Origin of the sequence: Pelomonas sp. SE-A7, from assembly GCF_030345705.1 — a bacterium.
Classification (GTDB): Bacteria; Pseudomonadota; Gammaproteobacteria; order Burkholderiales; family Burkholderiaceae_C; genus JAUASW01.
The window spans coordinates 2,606,713-2,624,125 of the sequence record NZ_JAUASW010000001.1; the positions used below are offsets into that span (position 1 = coordinate 2,606,713).

Here is a 17,413-nt window from a genome sequence, read left to right on the forward strand (position 1 = left end):
CCGGACGGCCTGAGGGGCTGCGCTATCATGCGCCCCATGTTCGACGTCCTGGTCTACCTGTACGAAACCTACTGGCGCCCGGACGCCTGCCCGGACCACGCGCAGCTGACGCGCAAGCTGTCGGCCGTCGGTTTCGAGAATGACGAAATCCAGGAAGCGCTGAGCTGGCTGCAAGGGCTGGCCAGCGCCGCCGAATCCCACCACGGCGAGCAGGGCCAGCTGAGCCTGCGGGTCTATTCCCCGGACGAGCTGGACCACCTGGGCGAGCCCTCGGTGGGCTTCATCAGCTTCCTGGAATCGGCCGGCGTGCTGCCCCCGCCGATGCGCGAGATGGTGATAGACCGCGCCATGGCCATTCCCGGCGCCCCCATGGACCTGGAAGACCTGAAGATCATCGTGCTGATGGTGTTCTGGAGCCTGGGCGAGGAGCCCGACGCGCTGATACTGGACGAGCTCTTCGTCGCACCGGAAGACCGGCTGATCCACTGAGCGACGCCCGCTCCTCTGACAACAAGGCCGCTTTTCAGCGGCCTTCGTTTTTCCGTCAGTTCAGGAGTCGACTCGGATCGACGTCCAGCTTGGCCAGCGCATTGCGCGTGGCCTTGACGGTGAGCGCCTCGTCCTGGGCTGGCAGCAGCAGGCCGGCCTGCAGGAAGGAAGCCAGCCGCGCCTGCTGGAACAGCACGCCGCGGCCGTTGGGCGAGACGAACAGCACCATATTGCGGCGGTTGCCGCGCCAGGCCAGCTGCACGGCCTCGTTGCGGCCCCGGTAGTCCAGCATGTACCAGCCGCCGACCTGCAGTTCCTTGGCCCAGGCCAGCATGGCCGGCGTCGGTGCCGAGCCGCCTTCGGCCACCACTTCCAGGCCCTCGGTCTCGTGGCCGGACAGGTCACGCATCAGCGTGTCGTTGATCTCCACGCCCTCGGCCTCGGGCAGCATGGCCTCCAGCGTTTCCAGCTGGTCCATCAGGTCGTCCAGGCGCTCGCGCGGAATGGCTGCGGCCTTGGCCGTGAAGGCCGCCGCCAGCGAGTTGTTCAGCGAGCGGATGTGCTCATCCTGCTTCTCGGCCGACAGACCGGCATGGCCCATGCCGTCGCGCAGGGTCTTGAGCAGCGGCGGCAGGCGGCGGATGACCTCGGCCCGCTCCTCGCGCGAGACCTTGGCGCTGGCCGACCAGATCAGGTCGGCCGCGGCCCGCTTCATCTGCCGGGTCACGTCGGCCTGGGCGCCGGAGCGCACCGCCGTGACCGCCAGCACATCGGCCCAGACCTGGAACAGGAACTGGCGGATGCCATCCTGCACCGGCACCTCGTTGAGCATCTTGCGCAGCTCGATGGTGTACTGGATCGCCATGGTCTCGCGCTGCTCGACTTGCTGGGCCAGCGACACGCCCTTGGCGGAGGCCTGGTTCTCTTTCTCGAAGTACTGCTCGAGGAATTTCTCGAACTCGGTCAGCACGGTCTGGAACACGCGCCGGCCAGTATCCGGATAGGCCTCGACCACCTGCACGATGCGCTTGATCTCGCGCTCCAGGCTTTCGCTGCCGGTGGAGCTGGAGAAGCCCATCACGCAGGCGCCCATGCGGTCGATCAGACGGCGCGCCGGATGGTCGGCCTCGGCAAAGAACTCGGGCTCGCTGACCGCCACGCGCAGCACCGGCATCTGCAGCCGCGCGAACCAGACCCGCACGGCGGCCGGGATGCGCTCCTCGGTCAGGATGCTCTGAAACATCATCGCCACGATCTCGATCGTGGCCCGCTCGGCCGGCGAATCGGCGGCCTGCTTGAGGACCTGCTTGAAGGCCTGGTTGCGGACCTTGAGCTCGTCCAGCACCTGCGGCGCCGGCGGCTCGGCCAGCGGGGCGCCGGTGACGGTCTTGCCACTGCGGCGGGCCTGCTCGGGACGGCGCACCAGCGCGTCTTGCGCCCGGTTGATCGCGGCGCTGAGGCGCGGCGAGGGCGGGACGGGATCGTGGTGCTCGACTTCGCCACCGACGATGGTGGCCGCAAAGGCCGGGATCTGCTTGCCGACTATGCGCTGCAGCTGGGCCAGCACCTCGGCGGCCTGCGCGCTGTAGGGGCTGAGCGCGGCCTGGTCGGTGGCGACCGGCCGGGCCATGAAGCGGGTCGCCTCGCTGATCGGGCCCGCGCCGTCGGTCACGGCACCGGCCTGTGTCGTGACTGCCGCGCCGACCACCACCGTGCCGCCGGCCAGCGCCGCCATCAGCGCGCCCTGACGGGCCTGGGGCGAACGCTTGATGAAGGGCCGCAGGTCGACCTCGGGCATGACCTTGCGCTCAACCAGCCAGTGGTTGACCTCGTGATAGGCCTCACTGACCAGATGGGCGAACTCATCGTGCAACACGCCCTGGAACATCTGCCATTCGCTGGGCCCCAGGCCGCTGTTCTGCCAGGTGTGCAACACCAGGCCGGCCAGCACAGGGGCACGCAGCAGGTCGTGCGACGGCAACTCCTCGTGCTGCTCCAGCGTATTGATGCGGGTGCGCAGGTCGGTGAATTCCCAGGAGGCCCGGTCCATGATGGCCAGAGCCAGGCGCGAGCTGGTGATTTCGCGCTCGATGATCCTGTCCTCGACCAGGGTCAGCCGGCTGGGCTCACCGGTCTCGGCATGGATCTCGAAGGTGCCACCGGCCGCCGCCGCCTGGCGGATCGACTGCATGAAAGTGGACTGCCAGAGCGGGCCCAGCTTGATCCAGGCGCCAACCGCATCCTTGCGGGCCATCTGCACCGGGTATTCCGCGGCCATCAGCAACAGCTGCCGGCCTGCCTCGCTGAGCGAATGGACCAGGGCCGGCACACCGCGCAGCAAGGCCTCCAGATAGACACGCCGCGCATGCGCTACCAAGGCCGTGCTGCGGGCGGGGTCGGTCATGGCTGGAGGTCTTGCGGCGGCTCAGTGGAGGACAGGTGTCACTCTATACCACGGCCCCGGCGTTCGGATCGTCCGGATCTTCCTTGTTGGCCGTCGTCGTTTTGACGAGATCCTCGCGCTTGACGCCCAGCCACATGGCGATGGCAGCGGCCACGAACACCGATGAATAGATGCCGAAACAGATGCCGATGGTCAGCGCGACCGCAAAGTAATGCAGGGTCGGGCCGCCGAACAGCAGCATGGAAAGCACCATCATTTGGGTACAGCCGTGCGTGATGATGGTGCGGCTGATGGTGCTGGTGATGGCGTGGTCGATCACCTCGTGCGTGGTCAGCTTGCGGTACTTGCGGAAAGCCTCGCGCACCCGGTCGAAGATCACCACCGACTCGTTCACCGAGTAGCCCAGCACCGCCAGCACCGCTGCCAGCACCGGCAGCGAGAACTCCCACTGGAAGAAGGCGAAGAAGCCCAGGATGATGACCACGTCGTGCAGGTTGGCGATGATGCCGGCCACCGCGAACTTCCACTCGAAGCGGAAGGCCAGGTAGACCATGATGCCGATGACGGTGAAGGCCAGCGCCTTGGCTGCATCCTGTGCGAGCTCCGCACCGACAGCTGGGCCGACCACCTCGTTGCGCGACAGCTTGACCGGCTCGGCCGTGCCGGCCTGGCAGACCTGCTTGCTGATCGCCTCGCCCTTGTCGCTGACCAGCTCGCGCTGCGAGACCTGACCCTGCTCGGCCTTGCACAGCTCGGCGAACACCTTGCCGACCAGCTCGGTCTGCTTGATGTCGCCGCGCACCGGCAGGCGGATCAGCACGTCGCGCGAGGTGCCGAAGTTCTGCACCTGCACCTCGCCGAAGCCCATGGCCTCGACCACGTGGCGGGTCTTCTCGATGTTGGCGCTCTGCGCGTACTCGACCTCGATCACCGTACCGCCGGTGAACTCGATGGACAGATGCAGGCCGCGCGTGACCAGGAAGAACACGGCCAGCGCGAAGGTGAGGAAGGACACAGCGTTGAGGACCAACGCATGCTTCATGAACGGGATGTCCCGATGGATACGGAAGAGTTCCATGGCTTGCCTCAGGCCTCAGGGCTGGGGGTGGCGGCGCCCTCGGGGCGCCAGACGGTGCCGATCGAGACCGACTTGAGCTTCTTCTGGCGGCCGTACCAGAGGTTGACCAGGCCGCGCGAGAACACGACCGACGAGAACATCGAGGTCAGGATGCCAAGGCAGTGGACCACGGCGAAGCCCTTGACCGGGCCGGAGCCGAAGGCCAGCAGGGCCACGCCGGCGATCAAGGTGGTCACGTTGGAGTCCAGGATGGTCGCGAAGGCCCGCTCATAGCCGGCGAAGATGGCCGTCTGCGGCGCCGCGCCGGCACGCAATTCCTCGCGCACCCGCTCGTTGATCAGCACGTTGGAGTCGATGGCCATGCCCAGCACCAGCGCGATGGCCGCCATGCCCGGCAGGCTCAGCGTGGCCTGCATCATCGACAGCACGGCCACCAGCAGCAGCAGGTTGAAGCCCAGGGCCAGCGAGGAGAACACGCCGAACAACATGTAGTAGACGCACATGAAGGCGGCCACGGCCACGAAGCCCCACAGCACCGAGTTGAAGCCCTTGGCGATGTTCTCGGCCCCCAGCGACGGGCCGATGGTGCGCTCTTCGATGATTTCCATCGGTGCAGCCAGCGAGCCGGCACGGGTCAGCAGGGCCAGGTCGGTGGTCTGCTCGGTCGTGAAGTTGCCGGTGATCTGGAAGTCGGAGCTCAGCTCGGTGTTGATGTTGGCCACCGAGATCGCCTCGCCCTTGCCCTTTTCGTACAGCACGATGGCCATGGGCTTGCCGACGTTGTCGCGGCTCATGGCCTTCATCGCACGGCCGCCGGCTTCGTCCAGGCGGATGCCAACGGCCGGACGTTGGTTCTCGTCCATCTTGGCCGTCGCGGTCTGCACACGATCGCCGGTCACGTAGACCTCGCGCTTGAGGCCCACGGGCTTGAGCGTGCCGTCACGCAGCCGCTCCATGACCACCTCGGGGGCACCTTCGACGTCGGTCACCAGGCGGAACTGCAGCGTGGCCGTGCGGCCGATGATGTCCTTGGCCTTGGCCGTGTCCTGCACGCCGGGCAACTGCACGACGATGCGGTCCAGACCCTGCTGCTGGATCACCGGCTCGGAAACGGCCAGCTCGTTGACTCGGTTGTGCAGCGTGGTGATGTTCTGCTTGAGCGCGTTTTCCTGTGCCGCGGTCATGGCCGCCGGCAGCAGCTGGCCGACCAGCTGCAGGTCCTCGCCGCTCTGGGTCGGCGTCCACTGCATCTCGGTGATCTTGTCGCGCAGCACGTCGCGGGCCTGCTCGCGCAGCGCGGCCTCGCGGAAGTTGATCACCACCTCGTTGCCCTGGCGGTTGATGCCGGCATGGCGGATGTTCTTGTCGCGCAGCAGCGAGCGCACGTCACCGGTCAGCGCCTCGGCCTTCTTGGACAGCACCGACTTCATGTCGACCTGCATCAGGAAATGCACGCCGCCGCGCAGGTCCAGGCCCAGGTACATCGGGAAGGCGTGCAGGCTGGTCAGCCAGGTCGGCGAACGCGAGACCAGGTTCAGCGCCACGATGTAATTGGTGTCGGCCGGATCCGGGTTCAGCGCCTTGCTGATCGCGTCCTTGGCCTTGATCTGGGTGTCGGTGTCGCCGAAGCGGGCGCGCACCGAGCTGCCCTCGAAGTGCACGAAGTCGGGCTTCACGCCGGCATCGGCCAGGGCCTTCTCGACCCGCGCCGTGACGTCGGCATTGATCTTGACGGTGACCTTGCCGCTAGAGACCTGGACGGCCGGGGCCTCGCCGAAGAAATTCGGCAGCGTGTAGATGAGGCCGATCAGCAGCGCGACGACGAGCATCGCGTACTTCCACAGCGGATAACGATTCATGGTGACGTCCTCGATGGGGACTGAACTGGGCCCGGCGCCATGCGCGGATGGCCGGGCCGGACGGGCCGAAGCGCGTCAGCGGGAGAGTCTTCTTACTTGACCGTGCCCTTGGGCAGGACCTGGACCACGGCATGGCGCTGCAGCTGCACCTCGACGCCGGCGGCCAGCTCGACGCTCAGCACGCTGTCGCCGACCTTGGTGACCTTGCCGATCAGGCCGCCGGAGGTGGCGATCTCGTCGCCCTTGGCCAGCGCCTCGACCATGGCCTTGTGCTCCTTCTGGCGCTTCATCTGCGGCCGAATCATCACGAAGTACAGCACCACGAACATGGCGATGATGGGCAGGAACTGCATCAGGCCGGATTCCGGCGTGCCGGCGGGCGCAGCCGCTTGGGCAAAGGCATTGGAGATAAACACGTCGATTTCCTTTGTAGGGAGCCGCAATCGCGCAGGCAGGAGCACTGCCGCGCGCGGGCGGAAGAACGGCGGATTGTATGCGGCCGGCCCGAGCCCCCTTCCCGGGGGCCAGCCCCAGCGGATCAGGGCCGGCGGCGATGCCGACCAGCGCGCCAGATGCGGTTGACAGGCCGCGATCACAAGCCCATACTGCGCCAATATCTTGTTGATATATTTACCGCATACCTGGAGCAAGAACGATGAGCACCCTGCCCCGCTGGACCGGCGTCTTCCCGGCCGTCACCACCAAGTTCCATGCCGACGAAAGCCTGGACATCGCCGCCATGGAGCAGCACTTCGACTGGCAGATCCGCTCCGGCGTGCATGGCCTGGTCACCTGCGGCTCGCTGGGCGAGGCCAGCACGCTGACGCTGGAAGAGAAGCTCGAGGTCGCCGCCACTGCGCTGCGCGCCGCCGAGGGGCGGGTGCCGGTGCTGGCCAACGTGTCCGAGCTGTCGACCCGCGAGGCCCTGCGCTATGTGGAGGGCGCGGCCAAGCTGGGCGTTCAGGGCCTGATGCTGATGCCGGCCCTGCTCTACGGCGCCGACGCCGCCGAGGCCAAGGCCAATGTGCGCTGCATCGCCGAGGCGGCCCAATTGCCGGTGATGGTCTACAACAATCCGGTGTCCTACAAGGTCGACCTCAAGCCCGAGGACTTCGCCGAGCTGGCCGATTGCCCCTGGCTGGTGGCCATCAAGGAGTCCAGCGACAACATCCGCCGCATCACCGACCTGCGCAATGCGCTGGGCACTCGCTACCAGCTGTTCATAGGCGTGGACGACCTGGCTTTCGAGGGCCTGGCCCTGGGCTGCGACGGCTTGCTGGCCGGCCTGTGCGACGCTTTCCCGGAGGAGACGGTCGTCCTGTACGAGCTCATGCAACAGAAGCGCTACGACGAGGCGCTCAAGCTCTATCAGTGGTTCATGCCGCTGCTGCACCTGGATGTGCATGCCAAGCTGGTGCAGAACATCAAGCTGGCCGAGGCCATGGTCGGCGCCGGCAACGAGCTGGTGCGCCGGCCCCGCCTGCCGCTCGCCGGCGCCGAGCGCGAACGGGTGCAAACCATCATCCAGAAGGCCCTGGACAGCCGCCCCAGCCTGCGATGATCCAGCCCCATGCAAGCTGCTGCTGAAGCCCCGGAAGCGGACAAGCGCCGCGTCGCCGACCAGGCCTACGACGCCATCGAGGCCCTGATCGCCACGCTGGCGCTCAAGCCGGGAAGCCCGGTCGTCGAGGCCGAGCTGATCGAGCGCATCGGCCTGGGCCGCACGCCGACCCGCGAGGCCCTGATGCGCCTGGTGGCCAATGGCCTGATCGTGCAGCTGCCGCGGCGCGGCCTGCTGGTCAGCGACATCCTGCTGGCCGAACACCTCGACCTGCTGGAAGCCCGCCGTGCACTGGAACGGCTGATTGCCACCACGTCCGCGCGCCGCGCCACGCCGCCGCAGCGCCAGGCCCTGCTCGAAGCCGCCGACACCATGATGGCCACGGTGGTCGCCAACGACCTCGCGGCCTATATGCAGGCCGACCAGGCGTTGGACCGGATCAACCACGCTGCCTGCCGCAACCCGTTCGCGGTCAGCGCCGTCGTGCCCCTGGTCATCCAGTGCCGGCGCTTCTGGTACGCCTACCAGCACCAAGGCGACATAGGCGAAGGCGCACGCTGCCACCAGGTGCTGGCCCAGGCGATTGCCGACGGCCAGCCCGAGGCCGCCGGCCAGGCCGCCGATGCGCTGATCGACTACCTGCGCCGCTTTGCCCAGCAAGTGATTGATTGAATGAGCAGCCCCAGATTCATCGACTCCCATACCGGCGGTGAGCCGACCCGGCTGCTGATCGAAGGTGGCCCCGACCTAGGTTCCGGCACCATGCCGGAACGCCTGGCCCGCTTGCGCGAGCAGCACGATGCCTGGCGTCGCGCCCTCGTCAACGAGCCGCGCGGCTCGGACGTGATCGTCGGCGCCTTGCTGACCGAGGCTGTCGAACCCGGCAGTGCCTGCGGCGTGATTTTCTTCAACAACGTCGGCTACCTCGGCATGTGCGGCCACGGCAGCATCGGCCTGGTGGCGACCCTGGCCCACCTGGGCCGCATCCAGCCGGGCCTGCATCGCATAGACACGCCGGTCGGCACCATCACCGCCACGCTGCACGAGGACGGCAGCGTCTCCATCGCCAATGTGCCGGCCTATAGGCTGGCCAGCGATGTGGCGGTGGAAGTCGAAGGGCGCACGGTCCACGGCGACATCGCCTGGGGCGGCAACTGGTTCTTTCTCTGCGCCGACCATGGCCTGAGGCTGGACCTGGGCGAGGCCGAGGAACTGACCCGCTTCAGCTGGGCTTTACGCCAGCAGTTGCAGCAGCGAGGCATCACCGGAGCCGACGGCGCCGAGATCGACCACATCGAGCTGACCGGCCCGGCCCATGGCGCCGGCAACAGCGGCCGCAACTTCGTGCTCTGCCCGGGCAAGGCCTATGACCGCTCGCCCTGCGGCACCGGCACCAGCGCCAAGCTGGCCTGCCTGGCCGCTGAAGGCACACTGCAGCCAGGCCAGCTCTGGCGCCAGGAAAGCGTGATCGGCTCGGTATTCGAGGCCAGCTACCAGCACGGTGCCGCCCAGGGCCAGGTCTTGCCCACGATACGCGGCCGCGCCCATGTGGTGCTGGACGCGCGCCTGCTGTTCGATCCGGCCGATCCCTTCGCCTGGGGCATCACCTGAAACGCACGGCCGATGTGATCGTGATCGGCGCCGGCATCGTCGGCGCCGCCTGTGCCCGCGAATATGCCCGCCAGGGGCTCAGCGTGGCCGTGATCGAGCAGGGCGCCGTCGGCGCCGGCGCGACCGCGGCCTCGATGGGACATCTGCTCTGCGTCGATGCCGAGGGTGCGCCCGACACGCACGAGTACCAGCTCAGCCAGCGCTCCATGCAGCTGTGGGCCGAATGGCTGGCCGAGTCTCCCGCCCATGGCGAAGCCGCCGAGCATGATCAATGCGGCACGCTGTGGCTCGCCGCCGATGAAGAAGAAATGCAGGCCGCGCTGCGCAAGCAGGCCTGGTGGCGCGAGGTCGACCAGCCGACCGAACTGCTGGACGCTGACCAGCTGCAACGCGCCGAACCGCTCTTGCGCGCCGGCCTGTTCGGCGCTCTACATGTGCCGGCCGACGCCCGCGTCTACCCGCCTCGCGTGGTGGCACGCTGGCTGGAAGAAAGCCGGGCCACCCTGGTGCGCGGCGAAGTGGTGGACATCCAGGGCTCGACCGTCCGCCTGGCCGATGGCCGCCGGCTCTGGGGCGCCCTGATCGTCTTGTGCGGCGGCCTGGCCAGCCAGCGCTTTTTGCCCGCGGGCTGCCTGCAGCCCAAGAAGGGCCAGCTCGCGATCACGCAGCGAAGCGGTAGCTCGACGGTCCGCCACCAGTTGGTCGAACTGGGCTATCTGAAGAACGCGCACCGGACCGATGAAGACACCGTGTCCTTCAATCTGCAGCCGCGCCCCGGCGGCCAGCTCTTGATCGGCTCCTCGCGCCAGCTGAATCGCGACGACACAGAGCTGGACCTCGCCATGCTGCAGCGCATGCTGGCCCATGCCGGCAGCTTCGTGCCCACCTTGCCGCAGATGAGCTTGCTGCGCTGCTGGAGCGGCATACGCCCGGCCAGCCGCGACGGCCAGCCGCTGATTGGCGCTCACCCGCGACTTGAGCGAGTCTGGGTCGCCTGCGGCCACGAGGGCCTGGGCATCACCACCAGCCTGGCCACGGCCGAACTGCTGGCCCACTTGAGCCTGGCCCAGACTCCGCTGCTCGACGCCAGCCCCTATTCACCGACACGCTTCGCCGCCACGCCATGAAGCTCAAGATCAACCAGCAGGTTCACGAGGTCGAGCCAGGCATCAGCGTCGCGGCGGCGCTGGCCCGTGTCGGCCTGCCGGTGCTGCGTCGCTCGGCAAGCGGCGAGCCCCGTGGCCCCTTCTGCGGCATGGGTGTCTGCCAGGAATGCCGGGTGACGATTGATGGCCGGCCCGGCCGCCTGTCCTGTCTCACCCTGGTCGCAGAGGGCATGCAAGTGGAGACCGAGGCATGAGCCGAAAGCTGCAGGCCGATGCCGTGGTGGTGGGTGCCGGTCCGGCCGGAATCGCAGCCGTCCGGACCCTGGTGCACGCCGGCCGCTCGGTGATCTGGATAGACAAGCAGCCCCGCGCCGGCGGCCAGATCTGGCGCGGCGGGCCGCCACCGGCCTGGGCCAGGGAGCTCCAGGCCATGGAAGCCTCGCCCCGGCTGACCCGCCTCGCTTCGCATGCCGTGATCGCGGCCGAAGCCGGCCGGGAGCTGCTGCTGCACGACCAGGCGCAAGGCCTGGCCCTGCGGGTCCAGGCCCCGCAATGGCTGCTGGCCACCGGCGCTCGCGAACGCCTGTTGCCGATTCCGGGCTGGACCCTGCCCGGCGTCACTGGCGCTGGCGGATTGCAGGCTCTGGTCAAGAACGGCTGGCCGATAGCCGGCCAACGCGTGGTGCTGGCCGGCTCGGGGCCCTTGCTGCTGGCCACGGCCGACACGCTGAAGGCCAAGGGCGCCGAGATCCTCGCCCTCGTCGAACAGGCGCCTCGCGCCGCGCTGGCCCGATTCGCCCTGGGCCTGCCCGTCGGCAAGGCCGTGCAGGCATTGGGACTGCGCCGACGCTTGCGCGGCATTCCCTATTTGACGGGCACCTGGGTCACCGCGGCCCATGGCGAAGGCCGCTTGCAGAGCATCTCACTGAGCGATGGACGGACGCTGGCCTGCGATGCGCTGGGCCTGGGCTTCGGCCTGCTGCCCAGCAGCGAACTGGCGGCCCTGCTCGGCTGCCGCCTGGATGCCGATGGCACCATCGAAGTCGATGCAAGGCAGCAGACCTCGCTGCCCGGCATCTACGCCGCGGGCGAGTGCACCGGCATTGGCGGCGTCGACAAGTCGCTGATCGAAGGCGAACGCGCCGCACGGGAGATGCTGGGCCAACAGCCCGGCCTGGCGCGCGCCCACAAGGCCGCGCTGAGCTTTGGCCGCTCGCTGGCCCGCCACTTTGCGCTGCGGCCCGAGCTGCTCAAGCTGGCCGATGCCAAGACCACGATCTGCCGCTGCGAGGACGTGCGCCTGGGCGCCCTGCGCGGCGCGGCGAGCTGGCGCGAGGCCAAGCTGCAGACCCGCTGCGGCATGGGCGCCTGCCAGGGCCGCATCTGCGGTGGCATCGCTCGCGAACTGATGGGCTGGAGCGATGCGCCGGGCCGGCCGCGCATCCCGCTGGAACCGGCGCCGCTGCAGGTGCTGCTGGACGGTGCCGCCGGCTGTGCACAATCGCCCCATGACTCTTGACCGTCCCCAATCCCTGGGCGAGGAAATCGCCAACGCCATCAGCCATGGACTGGGCTGCGCCCTGGCCATCGCCGCCCTGCCCATCCTGGTCTACTTTGCCGCCCAGCAGGGCTCGGCCGTCAACGTGGTCGCGGCCAGCGTGTTCGCCGCGACCATGATCCTGCTCTACCTGGTCTCCTCGCTGTACCACGCGCTGCCGCAGGGCACGGCCAAGCGCTGGCTGAACCGGCTGGACCATGCGGCCATCTATGTCTTCATCGCCGGCAGCTACACGCCGTTCGCGCTGGGCGTGCTCAACGGCGCCTGGGGCTGGACCCTGTTCGGCCTGACCTGGGGCATTGCCGCCGTCGGCGTGGCGGCCAAGCTGTTCAACCGGCTGCGCCATCCGTTCTGGTCCACCGGGCTCTACGTGGCCATGGGCTGGGTGGTGCTGATCGCGCTCAAGCCGCTGCTGGACCGCATGGAAGGGGCTGGTCTTGCCTGGCTGGTGGCCGGCGGCGTGGCCTACACGCTGGGCGCCGGCGTGTTCCTGCTCGACAACCGCATCCGCTACGCCCATGCGGTCTGGCATCTGTTCGTGCTGGCCGGCAGCTGCTGCCACTTCTTCGCCGCCCTCTGGTACGCCATATGAACATCGAGCTGATCGAACTGGAATCCGGGCCCGAGCCGACGGCGGCCATCATCGTGCTGCACGGCCTGGGTGCCGACGGCAACGACTTCGTGCCCATCTGCCAGGAGCTGGACCTGGAGGCCGCGGGGCCGGTGCGCTACGTCTTCCCCAGCGCGCCGGAGATGCCGGTGACGCTGAACGGCGGCTACCGCATGCGCGCCTGGTACGACATCTACGGCCCCTGGCCCCAGCCCCGCGAGGACGAAGCCGGGCTGCGCCGCTCGCAAGCCATCGTCGACGCGCTGATAGCGCGCGAGATCGAGCGCGGCATTCCAGCCGAACGCATCGTGCTGATGGGCTTCTCCCAGGGTTGCGCCATGAGCTTGATGAGCGGCCTGCGCCAGCCCAACAAGCTGGCCGGCCTGGTCGCCCTGTCGGGCTATCTGCCGCTGGCCGAGACCGTGGCCACCGAGCGCAGCGAGGCCAATGCGGACACGCCCATCTTCATGGCCCATGGCAGCGCCGACCCGGTGGTCGTCATCGAACGGGCCCATGCCTCGCGCCAGCAGCTGGAAGCGCTGGGCTACGCCGTCGAGTGGCACGACTACCCGGTACAGCATTCGGTCTGCCTGGAAGAAATCCGCGAGCTGAACGACTGGCTGCTGCAGCGGCTGCCCCCTGTCGCGAGGGCCTGAAACACCGGTTTACAGCACCGTCCGCCGCCGCTACCGTCACAGCAGGGAGACTGCTGTGATCAAGAACCTGCCCTTGTTCTGGAAGGTCATGCTGCCCATCCTGGCCGGCATGGTGCTGCTGCTTTCGCTGGGCGCGTGGCTGACCTTGGACCTGCGCAGGCAGATGGCCGAGGAGTCCGGCCTGATGGCCGCCCGCAGCCTGGCGAGCACCGTGGTCAACATGCGGCGCTTCTACACCGAGCATGTGGTGGACCGGGCCCAGGCGGCCGGCATGCATGTCAGGCCCGACTGGGAAGCCGATCCGCAGGCCCTGCCCCTGCCCGCCACGCTGACCCGCGAGCTGTCCAAGCTGAACGAGCTGCCCGGCGGCGAGATGCGGCTGTTCAGCCGCTGGCCCTTCAGCAACCGCACGGCGGCCGAGACCCGGCTGGATGATTTCGAGCAGCAGGCCCTGGCCCATCTGGAAGCCGCACCCGGTACCGCCTTCTGGCGGGTCGAGCAACGCGAGGGCCAGCCCGTGTATCGATATGCGCTGGCCGACCGCATGTCCACCCAGGCCTGCGTGAACTGCCACAACGCCCATCCCCAGTCGCCCCGGGCCGGCTGGAAGCTGGGAGACGTGCGTGGCGTGTTCGAGGTCGCCATCCCGCTGGGCGGCATGAAGGCCGGCGTCGATGCCTTCATTGCCCGCACGCTGGCGCTGCTGGGTGTCTCGCTGTTGCTGACGGTCGGACTGATCTGGGTGGTGGTCCACCGCGTCGGCCGCGAACTGCAGCAGGCCTCGGCAGCGGCAGAACGCATTGCCCGCTTCGAGCTCGACGCCGCCGTGCCGGCCGCCCAGTCGAGCAACGAGACCGGCCGCCTGCTGCAGGCCCTGGAGCAGCTGAAATCGGCCCAGGCCGAGGTCGTGCAATCGGAGACCCTGGCCTCGCTGGGGGCCATGGTCGCGGGCATCGCCCATGAGGTGAACACGCCGATAGGCACGACCGTCACGGCGGCCTCCACGCTGAATGACCGCTTCGCCCAGATCCGCGCCCAGCTGGCCCTGGGCACCATGAGCAAGTCCAACCTGCAGGAGTTCCTGCAGACCGGCCAGCAGCTCAGTGAGCTGGCCCTGAACTGCGGAACGCGCGCGGCCGAGCTGATCGCCAGCTTCAAGCAGGTGGCCGTGGACCAGGCCTCGGAACGCCGCCGCGAATTCGAGCTGCGCAGCCTGGTGATGGACGTGCTGGCGACGCTGAGGCCCCAGCTGAAGAACCGGAGCTGCCGGATCGAGATGGAGGTCGAGGTGCCGGAAAACATCCAGTGCGACGGCTATCCCGGCCCGTTGGGCCAGGTGCTCAGCAATCTGGTGCTGAATGCGGCCATCCATGCCTTCGAAGGACGCGAACAAGGCCGCATCCGCATCACGGCGCGGCAGGAAACGCCCGAGACCTTGCTGCTGCAGGTCGAGGACGACGGCATCGGCATGTCGGCCCAGACGGCGGCCCGGGCCTTCGAGCCCTTCTTCACCACCCGGGCCGGCCGGGGCGGCTCCGGCCTGGGTCTGGCGATCTGCCAGCGGATCGTGCGCTCCCTGCTGATGGGCGAACTCGAGCTGAGTTCGACACCGGGGCAAGGTAGCGTCTTCAGCCTGAGGTTGCCGCGCGTGACGCCCGAGCTGCTACAGCCGGCCTCGGACGGAGTTCGCTAGGCTTCGCGCCGGTCGTCCAGCGGCAGCTCCAGCAGAAAAGTCGAGCCCTGGCCAGGCTCGCTGCTGGCACTGAGCTCGCCGCCCAGCACCTGAGCCGCCAGACTGCTGGCGATGTAAAGGCCGAGGCCCGAGCTCTGGCCCATGCGGGTGGTGAAGAAGGGATCGAAGACACGGCCCAGGTGCTCGGCCGCAATGCCCTTGCCGTTGTCGGCCACGCGCAGGGCAAGGCGGCCGGTCGCCGCATCGACCTCGCCGCGCAGCAGCAGCTGCCGCCCCGGCACGTCGGTCGCGAGGCCATGAATCAGGGCGTTATCGATCAGCTTGACCAGCACGGCGCACAGGGCGGCGCGGCAGCCGTGCATGGCCAGGCTTGCCGGCAGTTCCAGCTTCAGCTGGGCGCCGTTGGACTTCAAGGCCTCGCGCTGTTCGTCCAGGGCCAGGGCCACGGCCTCGTCCAGTTGATAGGGCAGGCGGTCCCACATCTGCGGGCTGATGGCCAGTTCCTTGAAGCTGCTGACCAGCTGGGCGCTGCGACGCAAGTTGCGCTGGGCCAGCTCGGCGCCGGTCTCGACCTGGCTCAGGAAATCGTCGAAGGCAGCCCGCTTAAGCCCCTGCTCCGCCATGCCACGGCGGAACTCGCGCAACTGATCGTCCAACGCCGTGACGGCCGTCAAACCGTTGCCCAGCGGCGTGTTCAGCTCATGGGCCACGCCGGCCACCAGGCTGCCCAGCGCCGCCATCTTCTGCGCCTGGACCAGCCGGGCCTGGGCCTGTTGCAGCTCTTTCAGCGCTGCCTGGGCCTGGCGCTGGGCCCGCTCGGCAGCCACATAGGCGCCGGCGTTGTCGAGCGCGATGGCGCCATAGGAGCAGAGGGTGCGGAAGATCGATCGCTCACGCTCGCCATAGGCCTTGGGCAGAGCCGACTGCAAGGTCATCACACCCAGCAGCCGCTCACCGATCTCCAGCGGCGCGAACAGCAGGCTCAGGGTCGGCAAGGTGCCGGGAATGACGCGGGCTTCTTCGCCATCCTGGCTCAGGTCGAACACCAGGTCCTGGCGCTCGCGAGCACAGCGCGCCGTCAGCGAATGCGGTGAATCGAGCGACACCGGCGACAGCTGGATAGGCAGTCCGGCCTCGCTGGTGAAGCCGGGCAGCAACTGGCCGGCCGCGGCATCGAGCAGGTAGATGTAGAACGAGGTGACCGGCAGCAAGGCACCTGCATGGCGGTGCAGGGCGGCGAACACCTCGTCGGGCTGCAGGCAGGCCGTGATCTCGCGGCCGACCTGGCTCAGGGTCACCAGCGTGGCCGTGGTCTCCTGCAGGGCCGCGGCCTCCTGGCGGTGGCGCGCGGCCTCGGCCTGGGCCAGCTCCAGCTCGTGGCGCACCTGCAGGGCCAGGGCCCGCGATTCCAGCTTGCTGCTCTGTACCTTGCGATGCGCTTCCAGCGCACGTCGGCTGAAGTCATAGGCACGTTCGTGCTGGCCGCGCTCGGCCTCGCAACGCGCCAGCTGCTGCAGCAGTTCGGGGATGACGGTGAAGCCGCTCAGGCTTTCGCACAGCGCCAACGCCGACTCGAGCAACGGCAGCGCGGCGTCGGTGCTTTCCTGCATGCCGGCCAGGGCTTGCAGCACCTCGATCTGGGTGACCGTGTTGCGGCGCTCGCGGGCCAGCTCCAGGGCTGCGAGCGCATCCCGGCAGGCCTCGTCACGGCGGCCCAGGGCAAAGCGCGCCTGGGCCAGGCCTCGCCAGGATTCCATCAACAGATCGGGCGTCTGCTCGGCATCCAGCCAGGCCAGGGTCTTCTGATACTCCGCCTCGGCCTGCTCGGCAGCGCCTTCGTCCTGCGACAGCCGGGCCCGGTCCTGCACCGCCAGCACATGGGCACGCCCGCCCACGGGTCGCGCCAGCAAGGGCTCGGCCTCGTCCAGGCAGCGCCGCGCTTCGACGTAGCGGCCGCTGCGGCGCATCAGCTCACCCAGGCGTCCCAGGGCCACGCCTATGTTGAAAGGCCAGCCGCCGCTGCGAGCCAGGGCCACGGTGCGCTCCTGCAGTTCCAGCGCGGCGTCCAGATCGCCGAGGCGCGAGAACGATTCGGCCGCATTGCTGGCCGCCACCACGGCGCGCCGCAGCTGGCCGCTGGCCAGGCCCATGCGGTGCGAGTCCATGAACAAGCGGATCGAGGCGGCCGGGTCGTCGGTCAGCGCAGCGACCAGGGCCCGCGCCGTGGCCAGCCAGCAGCCGGCGGCGGCACCGACGTCACGCTCCGGCGGGAACTCGGCCTCCAGGGTCCGGCCCACGCCGATGGGATCGCCGAACACGCCCTGGCTGAGCTCGCGGGCACGCAGGCAATCCAGGCGCGCCGTATCGCCGGCGGCCAGGTAGGCCTGACGCGCAGCGGCCACGCAGGCCGGCACCTGGTCGCGCCGCCCCATGTCTTCCATCAGGCTGGTGCGCAGCCAGTGCAGGTCGCCGATCAGACCTGTATCGCCCAGGTTCTCGGCCGCGACCAGCAGCGTCTGCAGTCGCTGCTCGACCTCGGCCGTCCGGCCCTGCAAGAGTGCGAACTCGGCCTCGACCAGGTCCAGCCGCAGCGCCTCGCCGGGCTCCAGGCCGCCGGTCTGGCGGGCCTCGGCAGCAAGCGCCAGCGCCCGGCCGCTGTCGCGCTGGCGCAGTTGCCAGCTCAGCGCGACTTGCAAGGACGCCGACCCAGGCTGGTCCGCCAGCGCCTGTTCCAGCAACGCCAGCGAGGCGTCGTCGGCAACCAGCTCGACCGGGATGGCAGCCATGC

At 68.7% G+C, this 17,413-nt stretch carries 15 protein-coding genes; 10 read left to right on the forward strand and 5 right to left on the reverse strand.

The features are described from left to right. Window positions 1-36: 36 nt before the first annotated feature. On the forward strand, window positions 37-489 hold the full coding sequence (locus QT382_RS11760) for a Smg family protein (RefSeq protein WP_289254224.1): 453 nt from the start codon (window positions 37-39) through the stop codon (window positions 487-489). 55 nt (window positions 490-544) lie between these two features. On the opposite strand, the gene QT382_RS11765 is transcribed toward QT382_RS11760, so the two are convergent. From QT382_RS11765 to yajC, 4 genes are all read right to left on the reverse strand, one after another. Continuing rightward, the gene (locus QT382_RS11765; protein ID WP_289254225.1) at window positions 545-2,893 is read right to left on the reverse strand and encodes a DUF1631 family protein; all 2,349 of its coding nucleotides are present in this window, start codon (window positions 2,891-2,893) and stop codon (window positions 545-547) included. 43 nt (window positions 2,894-2,936) lie between these two features. Continuing rightward, a complete protein-coding gene (gene secF / locus QT382_RS11770; RefSeq protein ID WP_289254226.1) occupies window positions 2,937-3,971 on the reverse strand; it encodes a protein translocase subunit SecF in 1,035 nt (344 codons plus the stop codon). An 8-nt stretch (window positions 3,972-3,979) separates the two neighbouring features. After that, on the reverse strand, window positions 3,980-5,830 hold the full coding sequence (secD, locus tag QT382_RS11775) for a protein translocase subunit SecD (RefSeq protein WP_289254227.1): 1,851 nt from the start codon (window positions 5,828-5,830) through the stop codon (window positions 3,980-3,982). 92 nt (window positions 5,831-5,922) lie between these two features. Next, window positions 5,923-6,246, reverse strand: a complete 324-nt coding sequence (gene yajC, locus QT382_RS11780; RefSeq protein ID WP_289254228.1) for a preprotein translocase subunit YajC — start codon at window positions 6,244-6,246, stop codon at window positions 5,923-5,925. Window positions 6,247-6,485: 239 nt separating this feature from the next. Between yajC and QT382_RS11785 the strand changes: the two genes are divergently transcribed. The 9 genes from QT382_RS11785 to QT382_RS11825 are packed head-to-tail and all read left to right on the forward strand — an operon-like array spanning window position 6,486 to window position 14,625. Then, window positions 6,486-7,391 carry a dihydrodipicolinate synthase family protein gene (locus QT382_RS11785; protein ID WP_289254229.1) on the forward strand — a complete coding sequence of 302 codons (906 nt, stop codon included), beginning with the start codon at window positions 6,486-6,488 and terminating at the stop codon, window positions 7,389-7,391. 9 nt (window positions 7,392-7,400) lie between these two features. Continuing rightward, window positions 7,401-8,063 (forward strand): GntR family transcriptional regulator, encoded by a 663-nt coding sequence (locus tag QT382_RS11790; RefSeq protein ID WP_289254230.1) that lies wholly within the window; start codon window positions 7,401-7,403, stop codon window positions 8,061-8,063. Then, window positions 8,064-9,002, forward strand: a complete 939-nt coding sequence (locus QT382_RS11795) for a proline racemase family protein (protein ID WP_289254231.1) — start codon at window positions 8,064-8,066, stop codon at window positions 9,000-9,002. Between the two features lie 14 nt (window positions 9,003-9,016). Continuing rightward, window positions 9,017-10,129, forward strand: coding sequence for an NAD(P)/FAD-dependent oxidoreductase (locus QT382_RS11800; RefSeq protein ID WP_289254232.1), 1,113 nt, complete (start codon window positions 9,017-9,019; stop codon window positions 10,127-10,129). Then, entirely contained in the window at window positions 10,126-10,362 is a 237-nt protein-coding gene (locus QT382_RS11805) for a (2Fe-2S)-binding protein (protein WP_289254233.1), read from the forward strand. The genes QT382_RS11800 and QT382_RS11805 overlap by 4 nt, the downstream gene beginning before the upstream one ends. Continuing rightward, a complete protein-coding gene (locus QT382_RS11810) occupies window positions 10,359-11,627 on the forward strand; it encodes an FAD-dependent oxidoreductase (RefSeq protein ID WP_289254234.1) in 1,269 nt (422 codons plus the stop codon). Before QT382_RS11805 ends, QT382_RS11810 begins: the two co-directional genes overlap by 4 nt. Next, the gene (gene trhA / locus QT382_RS11815) at window positions 11,617-12,258 is read left to right on the forward strand and encodes a PAQR family membrane homeostasis protein TrhA (RefSeq protein WP_289254235.1); all 642 of its coding nucleotides are present in this window, start codon (window positions 11,617-11,619) and stop codon (window positions 12,256-12,258) included. Before QT382_RS11810 ends, trhA begins: the two co-directional genes overlap by 11 nt. Then, complete coding sequence (locus QT382_RS11820; RefSeq protein WP_289254236.1) at window positions 12,255-12,932, forward strand: alpha/beta hydrolase; 678 nt, start codon at window positions 12,255-12,257, stop codon at window positions 12,930-12,932. The genes trhA and QT382_RS11820 overlap by 4 nt, the downstream gene beginning before the upstream one ends. A gap of 55 nt (window positions 12,933-12,987) precedes the next feature. Continuing rightward, entirely contained in the window at window positions 12,988-14,625 is a 1,638-nt protein-coding gene (locus tag QT382_RS11825; protein WP_289254237.1) for an ATP-binding protein, read from the forward strand. On the opposite strand, the gene QT382_RS11830 is transcribed toward QT382_RS11825, so the two are convergent. Further along, a complete protein-coding gene (locus tag QT382_RS11830; RefSeq protein ID WP_289254238.1) occupies window positions 14,622-17,411 on the reverse strand; it encodes an ATP-binding protein in 2,790 nt (929 codons plus the stop codon). The genes QT382_RS11825 and QT382_RS11830 overlap by 4 nt on opposite strands. Between the last annotated feature and the right edge of the window lie 2 nt (window positions 17,412-17,413).

Bases quoted from the DNA above. Each gene is read 5' to 3' on its own strand.
- QT382_RS11760 (WP_289254224.1), top strand. From the start codon at position 37: ATGTTCGACGTCCTGGTCTACCTGTACGAAACCTACTGGCGCCCGGAC.
- QT382_RS11765 (WP_289254225.1), bottom strand. From the start codon at position 2,893: ATGACCGACCCCGCCCGCAGCACGGCCTTGGTAGCGCATGCGCGGCGT.
- secF (WP_289254226.1), bottom strand. From the start codon at position 3,971: ATGGAACTCTTCCGTATCCATCGGGACATCCCGTTCATGAAGCATGCG.
- secD (WP_289254227.1), bottom strand. From the start codon at position 5,830: ATGAATCGTTATCCGCTGTGGAAGTACGCGATGCTCGTCGTCGCGCTG.
- QT382_RS11785 (WP_289254229.1), top strand. From the start codon at position 6,486: ATGAGCACCCTGCCCCGCTGGACCGGCGTCTTCCCGGCCGTCACCACC.
- QT382_RS11790 (WP_289254230.1), top strand. From the start codon at position 7,401: ATGCAAGCTGCTGCTGAAGCCCCGGAAGCGGACAAGCGCCGCGTCGCC.
- QT382_RS11795 (WP_289254231.1), top strand. From the start codon at position 8,064: ATGAGCAGCCCCAGATTCATCGACTCCCATACCGGCGGTGAGCCGACC.
- QT382_RS11805 (WP_289254233.1), top strand. From the start codon at position 10,126: ATGAAGCTCAAGATCAACCAGCAGGTTCACGAGGTCGAGCCAGGCATC.
- QT382_RS11810 (WP_289254234.1), top strand. From the start codon at position 10,359: ATGAGCCGAAAGCTGCAGGCCGATGCCGTGGTGGTGGGTGCCGGTCCG.
- trhA (WP_289254235.1), top strand. From the start codon at position 11,617: ATGACTCTTGACCGTCCCCAATCCCTGGGCGAGGAAATCGCCAACGCC.
- QT382_RS11820 (WP_289254236.1), top strand. From the start codon at position 12,255: ATGAACATCGAGCTGATCGAACTGGAATCCGGGCCCGAGCCGACGGCG.
- QT382_RS11830 (WP_289254238.1), bottom strand. From the start codon at position 17,411: ATGGCTGCCATCCCGGTCGAGCTGGTTGCCGACGACGCCTCGCTGGCG.